Origin of the sequence: Mucilaginibacter straminoryzae (assembly GCF_022953055.1) — a bacterium.
Taxonomy (GTDB): domain Bacteria; phylum Bacteroidota; class Bacteroidia; order Sphingobacteriales; family Sphingobacteriaceae; genus Mucilaginibacter; species Mucilaginibacter straminoryzae.
Genome location: NZ_JALJEJ010000001.1, coordinates 159,512 through 176,743, shown reverse-complemented (window position 1 = coordinate 176,743; position 17,232 = coordinate 159,512). Strand labels below are relative to the sequence as shown.

The window sequence follows — 17,232 nt, the reverse complement described above, 5'->3', positions numbered from 1 at the left end:
CCTATCTTTTGGTGCGGATCAGCACGCCGTATTGCTTCCCGTAAATATTAAAAGCGCGGTTTAGCATCCGTTCGTCTATCACCTGCAAGCCTATGAAATTACGGTTGGTAATGCCCGCCAAAATGCGCTCATAGCCGCTATTTAACGGAACGTTATTTACAATGTACTGGATATTGCTATCATCAAGCACGTTAGGCGCAATTTTACGATAAGCATCAGATTTTTTTCTGAGGTAACCCCAGTATTGCCGCCGGACACCTAAACGGGTGTGAATGAAAATGCCGTTAGGCTTGTTTTCCACATAGGCAATTTCGGAGGAGTTGATATTGCTCCCGAAGCGGTCTATTTTTACTCCGTCTACATATTGCGGTTTATCTTCCTGCTGCGCCATGGCAACAGGGATATATATAGAAAAGGCTAACAGTAAGCAAAAATATTTGCGGGCGTTCATCGGCTTATAAAACTGGCTATCTTGGTTAGTTGTTCATGGCCACACGTGTGTACTGGCCAATCTGCTGCCTGAAATATAAATCCCAACTGTTCTGCTGTTTCCGGTCGATAGAGTGGTTAGTATCTTCATCGTAATCGTTGTTCAGCTGGTGGTATTTATTTTTAAGCGCACCAAATATAGTATTTACCTGCTGTTCATAATTACTACCGAAGCGGGTATTTGCGAAAACGCGTAACATTTCCTGCTGCATTAAAAAAGCCAGTGTATAATGGCCCTGTTCATGCTTTAAAATTTCATCGAGCATCTGCCCGCTGGTAATGCGCGACTTATCTATCCACGAGCGGTCTTTATTCACTACTACTTTAATGCGAAAGTCCAGATGGTAAAAGCCGTTAGCCGGAGTGGGCTGATAGCTAAAATCGATGGTACAATTGGTATAGGCAACATTGCCCGAACAGTCTGGCCGTCCTTGAAAATCACTGGTGTTTAATAAATGATACTGCGCTTTGGCACTAAAAATACCAAGGCATAGGGCAACCGCACAGATCACACGCACTTTTCGGGGGTTCATATATTAATCAGGAGTAAAAAAGTTTCTTCATCTATAGTTTAAAGAATCTATTTTTTGACTTGGTCCGGGTGCAAAAGGTTTAAGCTCATCATCTCTTTCATGGTATGCTGCATCGAATCCGGCGAGCCATCCAGGAAGATCACGTTTCCTTTAGAGTTTTCAGAAAAATGTTTGATGGCTTCCGTCCACATAGTGAACAAGATCACGGAGGTATCCATGTTTGCTTGGGACATTTCTTTGGCAGCCATAGTCATACCTTTAGCTACTTCTTCGCGGAAAAGCGCTACACCCTGTCCACGTAACTGCGACGCCTGTCGTTCTGCTTCGGCGGCAATTTTTATCGCGTTACCTTCCGCCTCGGCAGCTTTTGTTTTGGTGATCAGTAATGCCTGGCCTTCATTCTCAGCCGCTGCTTTCAGGTTATTAGATGCCACCACTTGGCTCATCGATTTCATAATGGCTTCGTCGAAGGTGATATCATTTAATTGGAGGTCTTGCAGATGGTAGCCCCAGCTTTCTAAGATCTGGTCTATTTGTTCCTTTACATGCTCCACAATGTCGCGACGCAGCACCAATACGTCAGATTGGCGTTTGGTCGCCACAAAAGCCCGGATAGAACCTTCGACAGTCCGCACCAGGGCCTGCATCAGGTTACGTTCGTCCACAAACTTAAAGGCAACGTTTTTGATCATCTCCTCGCTTTGGTCAAATACAGAGTATAGCAGCATGGCCTTAAAATATACATTGGCCTGATCGATAGTTACTGCCTGGAATTCCAGTTCGACGGAGCGGTTTTGTATGGATATGCGGCTATAAAGCTGTTCAATGATCGGTATTTTAAAATTCAACCCCGGATGGATAATCCGGCGGTACTTTCCAAAAACAGTAATCACGCCAACCGTTCCCTGTTTAATAGTTACCGCGGTTGAGAACAGAATAACTACAATAATTATTAGTGCTATGTAAAACAATATGCCGGCTGGACTCATTATATCGTATTATTAAATACCGTTAAAATCTGTTGTTAAATTACTCAATTTAAAACAATTATCATGAACTTAAAACGCACTTTCGGAGCCATACTTACTATCCTGGGTATCGTCGGCTTAATCTACACTGGCCTGGGTGTAATACAACATTCAGGTAATTTTACCACCCTGATCACCGTCGGCATTATTGCCATCATCTTTTTCTTCTCGGGCATCGGCCTGGTCAGAAATACCACTGATAATGCAAAATAAATAAGGTTACTCCTCTGTCGTATTCGCCGGGGGAGTACCCGCCATTTGTTCAGTTTTCCGACTGATCACTCCTTCATCACTGATATTTAAGCCCCCATCCGGAAAATCGGTTTCCGTCAGTTGCTTTATTCGCAGTGCCGCTTTATTAGCGGCATCTAAACGCAACCCCAACTGATGGTCTTGCTTAAACGAGATGATCTGTCCACCGGCAAATTCACCATTTTTATTAATGCTCACTTTTAGCAGCGGGGCCAACCCGCAAATACCTGCTATACTTACGCTTTTATAGGTGCAAAAGTTACCCAGGCTGTAAGCAATCAACCTGTTTTTATACAACTCCATTCCCCGGTTCACATGAGGGCCATTACCGAATACCAGATCAGCACCGGCGTCGACGGCTGCATGTGCAAAAGCGTACACATCACCGCGTGGTTCGCCAAAATAAGACTCTGGCATCCGGGTTACATGTTCAAAATCTACTCCCTCGCCACCGCCGTGGAAAGAAACGATCACGATATCGCAACGCTGCTTTAAACTACTGATCAATTCTGCCGCATGTTTAAGATTAAGCAATGAAACGGTTGTACTGTTTGGAGAGAAAGCACAGAAGCCATAAGTAATACCATTCCGCTCGATTGTAGTTACCGGGCAAGACAACAGGCCTGCATAAGCAATACCGCAAGAATCAAGTACACGTGCGGTACTCTTCCGGCCTTTCAGATCAAAATCATTGCTATGGTTATTGCCCAGGCTCAGTAGGTCGAACCCGGCGTTGCTAAGTATTTTCCCGTATGCTTCTGGCATCCGGAACAGATAAGCCTTACTGCGCTGATGTAATTTAAAACTTGCTGGCTCACCTTCATTCAGCAGGGTTCCCTCCAGGTTGCCGAATGTTACGTCGGCGCTTTGCAGTTCTTTTACGGCAGCATTGAAACTGTTAACAGCACTATCGGGTGGCAATGCGCTGCTATCCGGGTAAGAGGTACCCAGCATCATGTCGCCTACTGCAACAATCTTCAGCTCGTCTGCGGGAGCTGTAACAACAGGCGCCACCACTGTTAACCCCACATCATTTTTATGCTGTACTGGCGGTAATTGGTGCTGGCATCCAATCCAGCAAAGCCCGACAACAACGAATTGAAGTAATTTTAAAAATTTCATCCTAAAAAAAATCCCCTCAGTATTACTGAAGGGATCGTAAATGCTGTATTTATCTATTATTGAACGTCGCCTGTTTTTTCCAGTTGTTCTTTAAAAACATCCAGCAAGCGTCCGCCTTTATAAAAGTAACGGCTGTAATAAGCGTCATCCAGGTTACTTACCGCTACACCCTTCATAGAAGCATGCGCAAAGCGGCCATCGCCCAGATAGATCCCTACGTGCGATATGCTGCGGCTATGAATTTTAAAGAAAACCAAGTCGCCTTCTTTCAGTTCATCCTTGCTTACCGGATTCACCATACTAAAAATATCGCGCGAATTTCTTTTGATCGTCAGGTTAAATACCTTGGTATAAAGTTCTTTAGTAAAGGCCGAACAATCGATCCCTTTTTTAGAACTTCCCCCAAAACGGTATGGAGTACCTATCCAGTCATAAACAAACTGGAACAATTTTACGTTAGAAGTAGCAGAGAGCGCAACGCCCATTACCTGCGAAAAATAATCTTTTGCTAAGCTTTGTTCTTCGTCGTTTGGTTTCTCAACTTGCTGATTAGGAACACTTTTTGTTTGCGCTTGCACATTCAATACACTTACAAACAGGGCAATAGCCAGTAAAAATTTCTTCATTTAATCCTTAGTCTGTTAGGGTCTTAAAACAACAACTGTTTATTAAACAAGACACTTTGTCTATTGTTGCCTACAAAGTTAGATTTTTCCACAAACATAGCAATAGTGAAAGAAAATATTTTTTTAATTAATTTACATATATTTTCAGTTAATATAACCTATGTCATTTAAAGCAAGCTTTTTAGCTGTATCATGCCTTTGTAATTATTATTACATAACAAATGTATTGCGGTTTCCTTTTTTTGCCGGATATAATTAGATTTGCGCTTTCGCAAAAAAGAAACGGATTGTATAACAGATGAGTTCAATCGAAATTACAAAAGATACCTACCTGCAGTGGTACGAGTCTATGCTGTTAATGCGCAAGTTCGAAGAAAAAACCGGACAGCTTTACGGCCAACAAAAAATCAGAGGATTTTGCCATTTATATATCGGCCAGGAAGCCGTGTTAGCAGGTGCGATGTCTGTTCTTAAAAAAGAGGACAGCATGATCACTGCATACCGCGACCACGCACACGCTATAGCTAAAGGTACACACCCGAATGCTGTAATGGCAGAGATGTATGGTAAAGTAACCGGATGCTCTAAAGGCAAAGGCGGTTCTATGCACATGTTCGACAAAGAAAACAAGTTCTTTGGTGGCCATGGTATCGTAGGCGGCCAGATCCCGCTGGGTGCAGGTATTGCATTTGCCGAAAAGTTCAACGGTACAGACGCCGTATGCGTTACCTATATGGGTGATGGCGCTGTACGCCAGGGTGCGCTGAACGAAACCTTTAACATGGCCAGCTTATGGAAACTGCCCGTAATCTTTGTTTGTGAGAACAATGGTTACGCAATGGGTACTTCTGTAGAGCGTACTACCATAGAAACTGATATTTACAAATTAGGCTTACCTTACGGTATTCCTTCTTCAGCAGTAGATGGTATGGACCCGGTTGCGGTACATACTGCCATGAACGAAGCGGTTGACCGTGCGCGCCGCGGCGATGGGCCTACTTTCCTTGAAATGCGTACTTACCGTTATAAAGGTCACTCCATGTCTGACCCTCAGAAGTACCGCACCAAAGAAGAGGTAGAAAGCTACAAAGCAAAAGACCCGATTGAAATTACCAAACAAACCATTGTTAAACAAGGTTATGCTGACGATAAATGGTTTGAGGAGATTGAAGCGAAAATAAAAGCACAGGTTGATGAAGCGGTGAAATTCTCTGAAGAGTCGCCTTGGCCTGATCCTTCTGAACTGTATGACGATGTTTACGTTCAGCAAGATTATCCTTATATCAGAGACTAACCCATTTAAAACATTAAATTAATCATCTCCACACACTATGGCCGAAGTAGTAAAAATGCCTAAAATGAGTGACACCATGACTGAAGGTGTTATTGCAAAATGGCATAAAAAAGTTGGTGATAAGGTAAAATCAGGCGATTTATTAGCCGAGGTTGAAACCGATAAAGCCACGATGGATTTTGAATCCTTTCAGGATGGTACTTTATTATACATAGGTATTGAAGAAGGTAAAGCCGCGCCTGTAGATAGCGTAATTGCTGTTTTAGGTAACGAAGGCGAAGATTATAAAGCTGCTTTGGAAGCAGAAGGCGACACTGCTGCCCCTGCCGCTGAACAAAAGCAGGAAGCAGCCCCTGCAGCACAGGCATCTGCTGCGCCGCAAGCGCAAGCCGCTCCGGCGGTTGATCCAGCCAGCATCCCTGCTGCGGTGATCCGTATGCCTTTACTGAGCGACACCATGACCGAGGGTGTTATCCAGAAATGGAACTTCAAAGTAGGTGATAAAGTAAAATCTGATGATTCATTAGCCGACGTGGAAACTGATAAAGCAACCATGGAAGTAGTGGGTTATGAAGAAGGCACCCTGCTTTATATCGGTGTAAAAGAAGGCGAAGCTGCCAAAGTAAACGATATTATTGCCATTGTAGGCAAAGAAGGAACAGACGTTACGCCTTTATTGCAAGGTGGCTCTGCACCGGCGCAGGCTGCTGCACCGGCACAAGCGGAAGCACAGCCAGAGGCTGCGAAAGCAGAAGCTGCACCGGCAGAAGGGGCATCTGAAGATGACAGCCGCGTTAAAGCTTCTCCTTTAGCCCGCAAGATTGCTAAAGAAAAAGGCATCAACTTAAACGATGTTAAAGGCAGTGCAGAAGGCGGCCGTATTGTAAAGAAAGACGTGGAAGGCTTCACACCGTCTGCTAAATCGGCTTCTACTGCTGATGTACAGGCAGAAGAGGCAACAAGTGCGAAAGCTAAAGAAGGTGCTGCAAAAGCGGCTCCGTCAATCAGCTTACCGCAAGTTGTCGGCGAGGTAAAATTCACTGAGAAACCGGTTACGCAGATGCGTAAAGTGATTGCTAAACGCCTTTCTGAAAGCTTGTTCACTGCACCACACTTCTACGTAACCATGTCTATCGATATGGATGCTGCGGTAGCCGCACGTAATAAGATCAACGAAGTTGCGCCGGTTAAGATCTCCTTTAACGATTTTGTAGTGAAAGCTTGTGCTGTAGCATTGAAACAGCACCCTGCAATTAACTCATCATGGTTAGGCGATAAGATCCGTTATAACGAGCACGTAAACATTGGTGTGGCGGTAGCGGTAGACGAAGGTCTGTTAGTACCGGTTGTTCGATTTGCAGACAGCAAAACTTTAAGCCACATTTCTGTTGAGGTAAAAGAGTTTGCTAAAAAAGCGAAAGACAAAAAGCTACAGCCGTCAGATTGGGAAGGTTCAACCTTTACCATCTCTAACCTGGGTATGTTCGGTGTAGACGAGTTCACCGCAATTATTAACCCGCCAGATGCTTGTATCCTTGCCGTTAGCGGTATCCAGCAGGTACCTGTAGTTAAAAACGGAGCGGTAGTTCCGGGCAATGTAATGAAGGTAACCCTAAGCGCCGACCACCGCGTGGTTGACGGTGCGACAGCAGCTTCATTCCTGCAAACATTAAAATCACTGTTAGAAGAACCTGTCAGATTACTGATCTGATCTTAGTAAAAATCTTATTTTAGCAAGGCGGTGAACATCATCGCCTTTTTGCATTTTTTAAACCTATATTAAGATATGGCTTCCAATTTACTTGATACCAAAACTGTTAATCTAAACGAGGTATTAGGAAACGGTAAAATTTATAAAGTGCCGCAATTTCAAAGAGATTATTCTTGGAGCAGAGACAATTGGGAAGACTTGTGGAATGATATATCAATTGTGAAAAACACAGGAAATCCACATTATATGGGTTCTGTAGTTCTACAAGATACCGGAGAAAAGCAATTTTTAATAATAGATGGCCAACAACGTTTTACAACCCTAAGTATATTAACCTTAGCATTTATAGCTAGAATACAGGAACTAGCTGACTTGGGAATAGACGTTGAAGCCAATCAAGAAAGGGTTAACATTTTAATGCGTCAGTATATTGGGCAAAAGGATCCTGCCTCTTTAAGATATTCAAGCAAAATCTTCCTAAATGAAAACAATGATGGGTTTTATCAGCAAAGGTTGTTAGCTTTCAAACCACCTATCAATGTCGCAAAGCTATCAGACTCCGAAAAATTGATGTGGGAGTCCTATGGTTTCTTTCTAAGAAACATACAAAAAGAATATGAGAACTATTCTGGCGAACAACTCGCTAATGTTTTAAATAAGGTAATCGGCGATCTTTTGATGTTTATACAAATTACCGTGGAAGATGAACTTAATGCCTACACTGTTTTTGAAACGCTAAACTCGAGAGGAGTAGAATTAACTTCAACCGACCTTTTGAAAAATTTTCTATTCTCGTTAGTAGCAAAAAGTTCAACAGATTTAAATCATGTGAAGAACCAATGGAAAAAGATTATCGATACAATTGGACTTAAGGAGTTTCCTATTTTTTTAAGATACTATTTACAGGGCACTAAACAAATGGTAACAAAGGAGTCCCTTTTTAAAGTTGTAAAACAATATGCTAAAACTAATCAAGATGTTTTCGAGCTATTAGATCATTTAGAATCATATGCATATACATATACAGCGCTAGGAGCACCCGATGATGAAATATGGTCAACTGATAAAGAGTTAAGAGGTTATATAACTGCTTTAAAGATTTTTCGGGTTACTCAATGGAAGCCGTTAGCAATGGTTGCCTACGAGAAATTGCCAAGCACAGATTTTAAAAAATTAATTTGTTCTATTGTTGTAATTTCATATCGATATAATTTGATAGCTAAACTGCAGACAAATGAAATGGAGAAGATCTATAGCAGAGCAGGTATTAATCTTTATAAAAGTAATCAGCCTAATTATACATTAGCGTTAAATGATATAAAAGCATTGTACCTGAATGATGATGAGTTTAAAAATTACTTTCAAATAAAACAATTTAGAACAAATAACAGTACAGATAAAAAGCAAGTAAGATATACTTTATACAAACTTGAAGCGCAAGAAAGTGGTAATTTATATGATTTCGAACTTGATTCTGGAACGATAGAACATATTCTTCCTGAGAGTTTTTCCGAGCCGTGGCGTGAAGTATTTACTGAAGATGATTACGAAAGAAATATATATCTACTCGGTAATTTAACGCTTTTGGAGACTTCAAAAAATAACAAGCACGCTGCTGATAATAACTTTGATACTAAAAAGGAGATTTATAAAGACAGTAAATACGTGTTGACCAACAAAATTAACTATAATAGCTGGTCTCCAAATTCTGTAAAGCACAGACAAGCTTATTTAGCCAAATTGGCAACAAGTGTATGGAAAATCTGAAGTTTTGAAAATTAATCTTGGTTATAAAAAAGCAAATCTCTCTCGTCCAGGTTCCTTAAGAAAACGTATACTTTTAGTAATTCCACCTTACACGCCTATTACTGGTTAAACGTCACAGTAGTACAAACAGCCAGCATTATCCAGTTCTCAGAGTGGGAGCTCTTTAGAAACTAACCATCGAAAAGGGGCTATAGTTTAATAAAACTGTACCCCTTTTTATCTTTTCAACAATAACGCGGTTTAAATGGGAATGTACAAACTGAAAAAATCCTATCAGCTATTTACCGCGTTCCCCCATTAAGGCTAACTATTTTCTCATTAAATAATCCTTTAAGCTTCTCTGCCTGCTGCCGGTAAGCAGCGGGCGTGCTCCAGGTGTTAACCGGGTTAAGAATGTAGGACGATACGCCCGGACAATGCACCGGTATTTGCAGATTAAAAGGACGGAGTAATTCATAGCGATCATGGTTAAGCTGGCCGTTAAGAGCCGCTTTAATAATTGCACGGGTATCCGGCAGGTTCATTCTTGCACCGATGCCGTAAGGGCCGCCGGTCCACCCGGTATTTACCAACCATACATTCGCTTTACTTTCATTCAGCTTTTTACTCAACAGGTCGGCATAGCTTTTTGGTGGCAAAGGCAAAAATGCCTGGCCAAAACAAGCCGAAAAGGTGGCCTGCGGCTCGTTAATACCAAATTCTGTCCCGGCAACTTTAGCCGTATAGCCCAGCATAAAATAGTACAGTGCCTGTTCGTGTGTTAAACGCGCAATCGGCGGCAATACACCAAAAGCGTCACAGCTTAAAAAGAAAATATTCTCAGGTATTGTCCCAACCGAAGGAATCACCGCGTTAGCTACAAAATGTAAGGGATAAGAAACACGTGTATTTTCGGTCTTGCTTAAATTATCGAAGTTCGCCACGCCGCTATCCTCATGCAGACACACGTTTTCCAGTAACGCCCCCGGGCGTAGCGCTGCGTAGATCAAAGGTTCCTTTTCAGGACTTAGATACGCCGTTTTCGCATAGCAGCCGCCCTCGAAATTAAAAATACCGTTTTCATCCCATCCGTGCTCATCATCACCGATCAGCATTCGCCCGGCGTCTGCTGATAAGGTAGTCTTACCAGTTCCGGAGAGACCAAAAAAGACGGCCGTTTTACCGTCATTTCCGCTATTAGCGGAGCAGTGCATGGGTAGTATCCCCTTTTGTGGAAGCAGGAAATTCAGCGCCGAAAATATGGCCTTCTTGATTTCGCCGGTATAACCTGTCCCGCCGATCAGGATGGTTTGTTTTGTGAAATTAATAATACAGAAGTTATGCTGGCGCGTCTGATCTTCTTTTGCATCTGCATAAAATCCCGGTGCGGCAATGATGGTCCACTCTGGTTGATCTATAGGGCTTGTCGGGCGCAGGAACAGGTTATAGGCGAACAAATTCTGGTAAGCCGTTTCTGTAATTACCCTAACCGATAATTGATGCCGAACATCGGCGCAAGCTAGTGCATCTCTTACAAAAAAGGTTCTATCTTGAAGATAATTGATAAGCTTTGCTTGAAGACGGTCAAAAGCAGCAGGATCAAACGGCCGGTTCACTTCGCCCCACCATACTTTAGCATCAGTCAACTCATCGCGGACAATAAAACGGTCTTTAGGTGAACGCCCGGTAAATTCCCCGGTATCAACATTTAAAAGTCCGTTCGGATCCAACTCGCCCTCGCCAAGATCAACCACCAGTTGAATCAGTTCATCCGGTTCCTGTTGGTAGTAAAATTTCCGTCCTTCCTGAAAACCTAAATACGCCAGATCAGGCTGTTGAATTATTGTCTCATTCATACGCTGTCAAGTATTGCAAAATGTCTGTTTAATACAATTGGTCTTAGCCTGCTACCTGTTTCTAATACATGGCTTAGTGTATTTTAACTGCCAAAATATAGCTATGGAGGCAGTAGCTGTTCCAAACCTATTGAAATAGCAAGTAAAGCCTAAAGGGCTCAATTGAAAATATTTTAGTCGTGAGCAGTAAACTTCGCGATAAAAAAAGAAGCGATTAGATAGTGTATCCGGTACAGCCTCTAGTTGTAATCATAAACTTATTTTCCAAAATAGCCTACCAGGAGGAATGTATATTAGAATAACATTCTACATCTCGCCATATTATAGATTAAAACACTAAACTTCAGGCTTACTATAGCATTTCATTCTACCATTCGGGAGCTTTGTTATTAACCAATTATAATCAGTAATACCCCAATTAAATAAAGCTTGCGTGCGCCGGTAAAAACAGGGCCGGGGCGAGCTGTTCTTTGGCTTTGAACTGATTTTATTTAATAATAGTTTTCTATGGCGACGATCAAAGCATTTAAGGCAATCAGGCCCCAGCTAAAGGAAGTAGAGGCACTCATCGGGGCAGAAAGTTTACATCAGCCGCAGTATGCGTTTCATAAAACAGCAGAAACTGATTCCGATGTGGCAGGACATCAGGATCTGCACACACTCCTAAAAAGCAGAAGCCTTTTTGAAGCAGAACAAAACGCCTTATACCTTTATGAAACGGATATCGATGGTCAGTCGATAACCGGGGTCATCGCATTGACCTGCTGTTCTGATCTGCAGCAGAGCAGGATTAAAAAACACGAGTATACCTTAAAAGAAAAAGAATCAGCGGCATATCAAGCCCGTTGCAGGGCAGCAACGGAAGATAGACCTGTGCTATTGGCTTACCAACCCGATGAAGCTATCCATCAACTCATTTGCGGTATAAAAGCAGCGTCTGTTTTGCCATTGATTTATACCGAAGGTGAGAAACTGCATCAGCTATGGGAGGTGACAGATGAAGTCCTGATTGAGGAATTGCAGGATGCTTTCAAGAAATTAGGCACTGTTTATCTGGCCGAAGGCCATCATCGCATGGCAGCCGTAGAGATGGCTATGCAGGCAAAAAAAGCACAGGAAATCAGTAGTAAGGAAAACCTCGCCGATTGCTTTCTGAGTATGTATGTCTGCGCTGGGGAATTGAAGAGTCAGAAATGTTATTGCCTGTTTCGCCCTGATAAGACCATCGATCGTGATCAGTTGATTACTATCATCAGAAAAAGTTTCAAAATCATTCCTTCTGCGAATAATAAACCGGTAGTACCGTCGCAAAAACACCATTTCGGCATGTGCCTGGGTGGTGATTGGTACGAGCTGATCGCCAACGAGGAAATTATATTTTCGCCAAATTTGATTGACCGGGTTGATCCTAACCTGTTGCATAAGTTCGTGTTGCGTCCGGCTTTAGGGCTAAACGATACCAATGCCAACCATCAACTGATAATTGTAGGCGGCGCTAACGCAATGGAAAGACTGGCAACGCTTCTGGAGCAGGAGCCATCTGCAATCGGTTTTACACTCCACCCGGTCAGTGTGAACCAACTTATCTCGGTTGCCTATACCGATAACCTGATGCCGCCCGATTCTACCTGGGCAGAACCGCGTCTTCCTTTTGGTTTATTAATGTATAAGTTTTAATCATGAGAAACATCCAGATTACTGAGCGGATCACTACGGTAGAATCGCACGTGGTAGAACGTTATTTTAATGAAATTAATAAAGTACGATTGATCAGCGGGGATGAAGAAGTGATGCTGGCCAGGAAGATTAAAGCAGGCGACCGCGCAGCGCTGGAAAAATTGGTGAAGAGCAACTTGCGCTTTGTGATCTCTGTAGCGAAAAAGTATCAAAATAAAGGCCTCACCCTAAGCGATCTGATCAGCGAAGGCAACAGTGGATTACTGAAGGCAGCCGAGCGTTTCGACGAAACCAAAGGTTTTAAATTTATCTCCTTCGCGGTATGGTGGATACGCCAGGCCATCACTTTTGCCATTGCAGAACAAACCCGGATGATCCGCCTTCCTGCAAACCAGATCAATACCCTCACCAGCATTAACCGCTGCAAAACAACTTTTGAGCAACTGACCGGCCGCGAACCCGAGCTTTTTGAAATAGCCGAAGAGCTGCACCTGAAAGAAGATAAACTGAGGAGTCTGTTGCGCAACAGCGGCCGTACGGATAGCTATGACATGCCCTATGGGACAGACCAAAAGCAATCATTGATAGATGTACTACCGTGCACCGATCATCTGATAGAACGGCAAATAGTGGAATGTGACCGCCACACCGAATTGCATAAATTATTAGACCAGTTAACCCCGAGGGAGAAAGAGGTGATCGAACTGACGTTTGGTTTGGGCGAACGTGCAGCCATGCAGCCAGACCAGGTAGGGGAAATGCTGGGTATCACCGCGGAAAGAGTAAGACAGTTGCGTTCCAATGCGTTAAAGCGATTAAGAACCCTAACCAGTACGCGGCGCTCTTTCTTCTGGGAAAATTAACAGCCGCTTTGGCATCAGTTATTGGTTAGGCTTAAATATTTTTGTACTATTTACGGCATTTTACCTACTTTGCCCAATACCAATATAAACCCTTAAGAAGAATTAAATGCTCAGCAAGCTTGACCAAACGGACTTGCAAATTTTGCAATTGCTTCAGCAGAATGCACGGCTAACGAACAAAGAAATAGGCGAAAGACTGAACAAAACAGCTACGCCTATCTACGAGCGAATTAAACGTTTGCAGGAACAGGGCTATATTAAAGGTTACGTAGCTGTATTGGATCATAAAAAAGTCGACCGGGGCTTAATGGCCTTTACACACATACAGTTAAAAGACCATTCTAATGAAGCGCTCTGCATTTTTGTAGAACAAATGGCCCGTTTTGACGAGGTGCTGGAATGCTACCAGATGTCCGGAGAGTATGATTTTATTTTGCGTGTGGCCGTTAAGGATCTGGATACCTATCACGACTTCCTGGTGAATAAGGTTTTTAAAGTAGTCCCTCTTGGATCGGTACAAACTACGTTTGTGTTGAAAGAAACCAAACGCGAAACCGCATTTCCCTTGATAGGAACTAAGTAAACCATCAAATTTTGCTGGCTAGTAATTTTGCCCTAATCAGGCCATTATACAAAACAAAAGAAAACAGCCTGGAGCAAATGCTCCAGGCTGTTTTCTTTGCCTAATATTTAGCAGCACTAAACGCAGGATGATGATTTTTATTATTTTCGCGCAAATTTTCTATTCTTTATTTAAATGAAATCAACCTTACTTGTCGCAATTGGCATTTTTGCCACATTAGCAGGCTATGCCCAAACCACAACAGTTGGCACCGAGCAAGAGGCTTTAAAGCCCCAGGAAAAAAGAATCTCTACCGAGCTCAATGTTAACCCTTTTAATGGTCAGGTTAATCTGAACAACTCTTTAAATCAGATTAAGCTGCGTTATTTTGTTAAAAACGATGTAGCCCTTCGCTTCGGATTCAATGTAAATCGAAAAGACACCGTTGCAAGTGTAAACAACCCTTACGGCCCCAACGGCTATTTTTCACGCGATGACAGAAAGAGCACGCAATTTGCATTGAACGCCGGTATCGAAAAGCATTTTACCGGTACTCGCAGACTGTCGCCTTACATTGGTCTGGATCTTACCTATTCAAGCCGTTCTGCAAGTCAGCAAACAGACAATAACAGTTCTTCAACCACGGTAAAAAATGGCTGGTACGTCTCTACAGTATCGGGTAACGTAGTTTACTCGGCTGTTCAGCAGGCTGCCTATACACGTTATGGAGCGAGCGTTTTCACAGGGTTTGATTTCTATATTGCCAAGCACTTCTTTTTCGGCTATGAGTTAAACTTCACCTTATCCAAAACCGATTGGAAAAATGTCGAGATAACGCAAACGGCTACCAATATTCCATCCACCAATTCTAACGCTGGTCGTAGCTCTTCCGTTAATTTCGGGCCGACTCTCCTTAACGGAATCCGCATAGGTTACACTTTCTAAAAAGGCATCACAATGAGAAAACATTTCACAAGGTTTTGCGCAATTGCGCTGTTGATAGTTGCTGCTGTAACCATAGGGGGCTGTAAAAAGGAGAAGGAAGAAGACCCGATGGTGCAGACGCTTGATGCAAAACCGTCCTCACCAACGCGGGTAACTTTTACCGGAAATATTCTGGCAACCGGAAACTACAAAGTACTGGATTATGGTTTCGTTTACGGTATATATTCTAACGTTGATGAAAGTAACGGTACGAAGGTTTCTATGGGTGCTGATGCGCCCGCCGGCTCTTTTACAAAGGATGTTACGAATATTAACGTGTTATCAAGTAGTTCCCAAAGTACGCTTTACGTAAGAGCTTATTTAAAGAACGAAAAAGGGACGGTATATGGAAGGGCAACCGCATTTATGTTACCAAGCATCACTATTACCAGTGTAAGCCCGCAGAGCGGTAAGGTAGGTGATCAGATAACTATCAACGGACAGTTTTTTGGTACGCCAGCTAATCAGATATCGGTTACTTTTTCTAATGTGAATGCTAAAGTGGTACAGACCGCCGATAGTAAAATAGTAGTAGAAGTACCTGCAGGTATCAGCGCAACTCATGGCGCCACATTATCTGTCCAGGTTAAAATCGGAACCCAGAGTGTTTACACGCCTTCCGGCTTCACCATCCTGGCGAATATTAAAGATTTTACGCCTAAAAGCGGCGCGATAGGTTCCGTAATTACCTTTACAGGAGACAACTTGCCAAACTACTATTACGGAGGAAACATCAGGGTTTTATTTGGCCAGATTGAGGGGAGCATCCTGTATAACTCTACACTTCAGGCTACGGTACCAGCCACAATCACCACGGATCAGGTACCTGTATCTGTAATTGTGAATGGAGTAACTACCGCACTGCCCGGACAGTTTACAGTGGTAGCGCCAACAATAAACTCCATCTCGCCTTCGCCGGTGATAGCCGGTGGGCAGTTGACCATTACCGGTAATAATTTACCTGTTAGCCTTACCGGTGTGACCGCTACTCTGGGTAATTATACCCTGACGCCGAACTCATCCAGCAGCAACACTTTATATTTTCAGGTGCCGTCAAATATACCTTCGGGAGATTATACATTTTCTTTGAAAGTTGGTCCAAGTACCATCGCATTCCCTTTAAAGATCACCGTAGCGCAACAATCGGTTACGGGCTTTTCACCATCATCTGGCTCTTATGGTAAAGAGGTTAATATTTCAGGGAATTTTATAGTAGGGCAATACTATAACATTAATTTCGGTTCCGTATCTACAGGGGCACAAGCCACGTCAGGTACCAGTCTTAAAACCTACGTTCCATATGGACTCGATGCCGGAAATGTTAAAATATCAGTCCAAAACAACGGACAGACGATGCAGGCTCCCGGTACTTTTACCGTAATAGGACCTTCTTTTGATTCGTTCGCGCCTACTTCCGGAGTAGCCGGTACCGTAGTGACGATCAACGGGAATGGATTTGGCACAAGTACCTATAATGTTGTAGTCCGATTCGGGTCTGTGCAGGCAAATATCATTAGTGTGACAGATAATACTATTAAAGTAATGGTGCCGTCTAATCTTAATGCAGGAGCTATGAAAATCAGTGTTTCTGCAAATGGGCAAACCATCGTAAACGATACCAATTTTACTGCCACGAATTAATTTGCAGTGCATATAAAGAAATGCCCCGGATGCTTATTGCCGTTCGGGGCATTTTTATTTATCCACTAAATATATCCTGTTTCTGTAACAGCTAGGCAGTTTCTTTCAGTAACTCTACTTCTGCAACAGGGCTGAAAAGATAAACACGACGGGTGCTGATCTCCACGCATTTAAATCGTTTGCGCAGCTGCTCGCCTTTCTTAAACACGCGGCCGTCCTTCAGCTTAAATACAGCATTCATGGGTAAATGCTCTACGGTTGAAACAGCTTCTTTAGGCGCGTCATACTTTCGTAGCGAGCGGTATAAATTAAGGTCTGAACAACTGGAGGCTGCCGGGTTATCCAGATAGCTGATAATGGCGTGTTTGATATCTGTCGGAAATACCTGCTGATCGAAGAATGGCTGCATCATTTTCTTGAAATTCTGCTTCCACTCCGTGCCGTGGGGTTTCGCTTTATGCTTATGCTGGTTCCAGGTGTAAAGGTGTGCGAACTCGTGCACGGTGGTTACCAGGAAAGCATATGGATTAAGGTCGTAATTAACAGAGATACGGTGGCCCTTACCGTCAAAAGGCGGACGATAGTCGCCGAATTTAGTATTCCGGTTACGGGAAATCTTAAACTCGCACTTAAAATAATCAATCCAACGCGCAATCAGGGGAGCTGCCGCAGGCGGCATGTACTTCTCCAAAATCTTTATCTTATTCAAGGGGTACCTTCTATACCAAATATAAAAAGATTTAGCATGAAAGGAAAAAGACGGACTGCTAAATGCAACGGCAAAACCGCACGTTGTAATTTATTTAAGTGAGTTGCCATAAATACAAACAGGACCTCATCCCCACCCT

The 17,232-nt window shown here is 43.0% G+C and carries 16 protein-coding genes; 9 read left to right on the top strand and 7 right to left on the bottom strand.

Going from position 1 to position 17,232, the window contains the following annotated elements; translation table 11 throughout:
• Nucleotide 1: 1 nt before the first annotated feature.
• The 3 genes from MUY27_RS00860 to MUY27_RS00850 are packed head-to-tail and all read right to left on the bottom strand — an operon-like array spanning nucleotide 2 to nucleotide 2,011.
• Nucleotides 2–451, bottom strand: coding sequence for a hypothetical protein (locus tag MUY27_RS00860; RefSeq protein ID WP_245128070.1), 450 nt, complete (start codon nucleotides 449–451; stop codon nucleotides 2–4).
• A 25-nt stretch (nucleotides 452–476) separates the two neighbouring features.
• The gene (locus tag MUY27_RS00855; RefSeq protein WP_245128069.1) at nucleotides 477–1,022 is read right to left on the bottom strand and encodes a DUF922 domain-containing protein; all 546 of its coding nucleotides are present in this window, start codon (nucleotides 1,020–1,022) and stop codon (nucleotides 477–479) included.
• Between the two features lie 47 nt (nucleotides 1,023–1,069).
• Complete coding sequence (locus MUY27_RS00850; RefSeq protein WP_245128068.1) at nucleotides 1,070–2,011, bottom strand: SPFH domain-containing protein; 942 nt, start codon at nucleotides 2,009–2,011, stop codon at nucleotides 1,070–1,072.
• Between the two features lie 63 nt (nucleotides 2,012–2,074).
• On the opposite strand from MUY27_RS00850, the gene MUY27_RS00845 reads away from it, so the two are divergent.
• Complete coding sequence (locus tag MUY27_RS00845; protein ID WP_245128067.1) at nucleotides 2,075–2,263, top strand: hypothetical protein; 189 nt, start codon at nucleotides 2,075–2,077, stop codon at nucleotides 2,261–2,263.
• A gap of 6 nt (nucleotides 2,264–2,269) precedes the next feature.
• Here MUY27_RS00845 and MUY27_RS00840 read toward each other — a convergent pair whose 3' ends face one another.
• Both MUY27_RS00840 and MUY27_RS00835 read right to left on the bottom strand, forming a co-directional pair.
• Complete coding sequence (locus MUY27_RS00840; RefSeq protein ID WP_245128066.1) at nucleotides 2,270–3,424, bottom strand: CapA family protein; 1,155 nt, start codon at nucleotides 3,422–3,424, stop codon at nucleotides 2,270–2,272.
• Nucleotides 3,425–3,480: 56 nt separating this feature from the next.
• Nucleotides 3,481–4,050 carry a C40 family peptidase gene (locus MUY27_RS00835; RefSeq protein WP_245128065.1) on the bottom strand — a complete coding sequence of 190 codons (570 nt, stop codon included), beginning with the start codon at nucleotides 4,048–4,050 and terminating at the stop codon, nucleotides 3,481–3,483.
• Between the two features lie 298 nt (nucleotides 4,051–4,348).
• On the opposite strand from MUY27_RS00835, the gene pdhA reads away from it, so the two are divergent.
• The 3 genes from pdhA to MUY27_RS00820 all read left to right on the top strand — a co-directional run bounded on the left by pdhA (nucleotide 4,349) and on the right by MUY27_RS00820 (nucleotide 8,822).
• Entirely contained in the window at nucleotides 4,349–5,344 is a 996-nt protein-coding gene (pdhA, locus tag MUY27_RS00830) for a pyruvate dehydrogenase (acetyl-transferring) E1 component subunit alpha (RefSeq protein WP_245128064.1), read from the top strand.
• Between the two features lie 37 nt (nucleotides 5,345–5,381).
• The gene (locus tag MUY27_RS00825) at nucleotides 5,382–7,055 is read left to right on the top strand and encodes a pyruvate dehydrogenase complex dihydrolipoamide acetyltransferase (RefSeq protein WP_245128063.1); all 1,674 of its coding nucleotides are present in this window, start codon (nucleotides 5,382–5,384) and stop codon (nucleotides 7,053–7,055) included.
• 75 nt (nucleotides 7,056–7,130) lie between these two features.
• A complete protein-coding gene (locus tag MUY27_RS00820; protein ID WP_245128062.1) occupies nucleotides 7,131–8,822 on the top strand; it encodes a DUF262 domain-containing protein in 1,692 nt (563 codons plus the stop codon).
• Nucleotides 8,823–9,103: 281 nt separating this feature from the next.
• Here MUY27_RS00820 and pckA read toward each other — a convergent pair whose 3' ends face one another.
• On the bottom strand, nucleotides 9,104–10,657 hold the full coding sequence (pckA, locus tag MUY27_RS00815; RefSeq protein WP_245128061.1) for a phosphoenolpyruvate carboxykinase (ATP): 1,554 nt from the start codon (nucleotides 10,655–10,657) through the stop codon (nucleotides 9,104–9,106).
• A 507-nt stretch (nucleotides 10,658–11,164) separates the two neighbouring features.
• Here pckA and MUY27_RS00810 point away from each other — a divergent pair.
• The 5 genes from MUY27_RS00810 (at nucleotide 11,165) to MUY27_RS00790 (ending at nucleotide 16,384) form a co-directional block, all read left to right on the top strand.
• Nucleotides 11,165–12,334, top strand: a complete 1,170-nt coding sequence (locus MUY27_RS00810) for a DUF1015 family protein (RefSeq protein ID WP_245128060.1) — start codon at nucleotides 11,165–11,167, stop codon at nucleotides 12,332–12,334.
• Nucleotides 12,335–12,336: 2 nt separating this feature from the next.
• A complete protein-coding gene (locus MUY27_RS00805; protein WP_245128059.1) occupies nucleotides 12,337–13,197 on the top strand; it encodes a sigma-70 family RNA polymerase sigma factor in 861 nt (286 codons plus the stop codon).
• 106 nt (nucleotides 13,198–13,303) lie between these two features.
• Nucleotides 13,304–13,780, top strand: coding sequence for an Lrp/AsnC family transcriptional regulator (locus tag MUY27_RS00800; protein ID WP_245128058.1), 477 nt, complete (start codon nucleotides 13,304–13,306; stop codon nucleotides 13,778–13,780).
• Nucleotides 13,781–13,954: 174 nt separating this feature from the next.
• Nucleotides 13,955–14,704, top strand: a complete 750-nt coding sequence (locus MUY27_RS00795; protein ID WP_245128057.1) for a hypothetical protein — start codon at nucleotides 13,955–13,957, stop codon at nucleotides 14,702–14,704.
• 12 nt (nucleotides 14,705–14,716) lie between these two features.
• Entirely contained in the window at nucleotides 14,717–16,384 is a 1,668-nt protein-coding gene (locus tag MUY27_RS00790) for an IPT/TIG domain-containing protein (protein ID WP_245128056.1), read from the top strand.
• Nucleotides 16,385–16,475: 91 nt separating this feature from the next.
• On the opposite strand, the gene MUY27_RS00785 is transcribed toward MUY27_RS00790, so the two are convergent.
• Nucleotides 16,476–17,093: a SprT-like domain-containing protein gene (locus MUY27_RS00785; protein WP_245128055.1), complete on the bottom strand. Its 618-nt coding sequence runs from the start codon at nucleotides 17,091–17,093 to the stop codon at nucleotides 16,476–16,478.
• Between the last annotated feature and the right edge of the window lie 139 nt (nucleotides 17,094–17,232).

Bases quoted from the DNA above. Each gene is read 5' to 3' on its own strand.
- MUY27_RS00840 (WP_245128066.1), bottom strand. From the start codon at position 3,424: ATGAAATTTTTAAAATTACTTCAATTCGTTGTTGTCGGGCTTTGCTGG.
- MUY27_RS00835 (WP_245128065.1), bottom strand. From the start codon at position 4,050: ATGAAGAAATTTTTACTGGCTATTGCCCTGTTTGTAAGTGTATTGAAT.
- MUY27_RS00845 (WP_245128067.1), top strand. From the start codon at position 2,075: ATGAACTTAAAACGCACTTTCGGAGCCATACTTACTATCCTGGGTATC.
- MUY27_RS00825 (WP_245128063.1), top strand. From the start codon at position 5,382: ATGGCCGAAGTAGTAAAAATGCCTAAAATGAGTGACACCATGACTGAA.
- MUY27_RS00790 (WP_245128056.1), top strand. From the start codon at position 14,717: ATGAGAAAACATTTCACAAGGTTTTGCGCAATTGCGCTGTTGATAGTT.
- MUY27_RS00810 (WP_245128060.1), top strand. From the start codon at position 11,165: ATGGCGACGATCAAAGCATTTAAGGCAATCAGGCCCCAGCTAAAGGAA.
- MUY27_RS00805 (WP_245128059.1), top strand. From the start codon at position 12,337: ATGAGAAACATCCAGATTACTGAGCGGATCACTACGGTAGAATCGCAC.
- MUY27_RS00855 (WP_245128069.1), bottom strand. From the start codon at position 1,022: ATGAACCCCCGAAAAGTGCGTGTGATCTGTGCGGTTGCCCTATGCCTT.
- MUY27_RS00795 (WP_245128057.1), top strand. From the start codon at position 13,955: ATGAAATCAACCTTACTTGTCGCAATTGGCATTTTTGCCACATTAGCA.
- MUY27_RS00800 (WP_245128058.1), top strand. From the start codon at position 13,304: ATGCTCAGCAAGCTTGACCAAACGGACTTGCAAATTTTGCAATTGCTT.
- pdhA (WP_245128064.1), top strand. From the start codon at position 4,349: ATGAGTTCAATCGAAATTACAAAAGATACCTACCTGCAGTGGTACGAG.
- pckA (WP_245128061.1), bottom strand. From the start codon at position 10,657: ATGAATGAGACAATAATTCAACAGCCTGATCTGGCGTATTTAGGTTTT.
- MUY27_RS00850 (WP_245128068.1), bottom strand. From the start codon at position 2,011: ATGAGTCCAGCCGGCATATTGTTTTACATAGCACTAATAATTATTGTA.
- MUY27_RS00820 (WP_245128062.1), top strand. From the start codon at position 7,131: ATGGCTTCCAATTTACTTGATACCAAAACTGTTAATCTAAACGAGGTA.
- MUY27_RS00860 (WP_245128070.1), bottom strand. From the start codon at position 451: ATGAACGCCCGCAAATATTTTTGCTTACTGTTAGCCTTTTCTATATAT.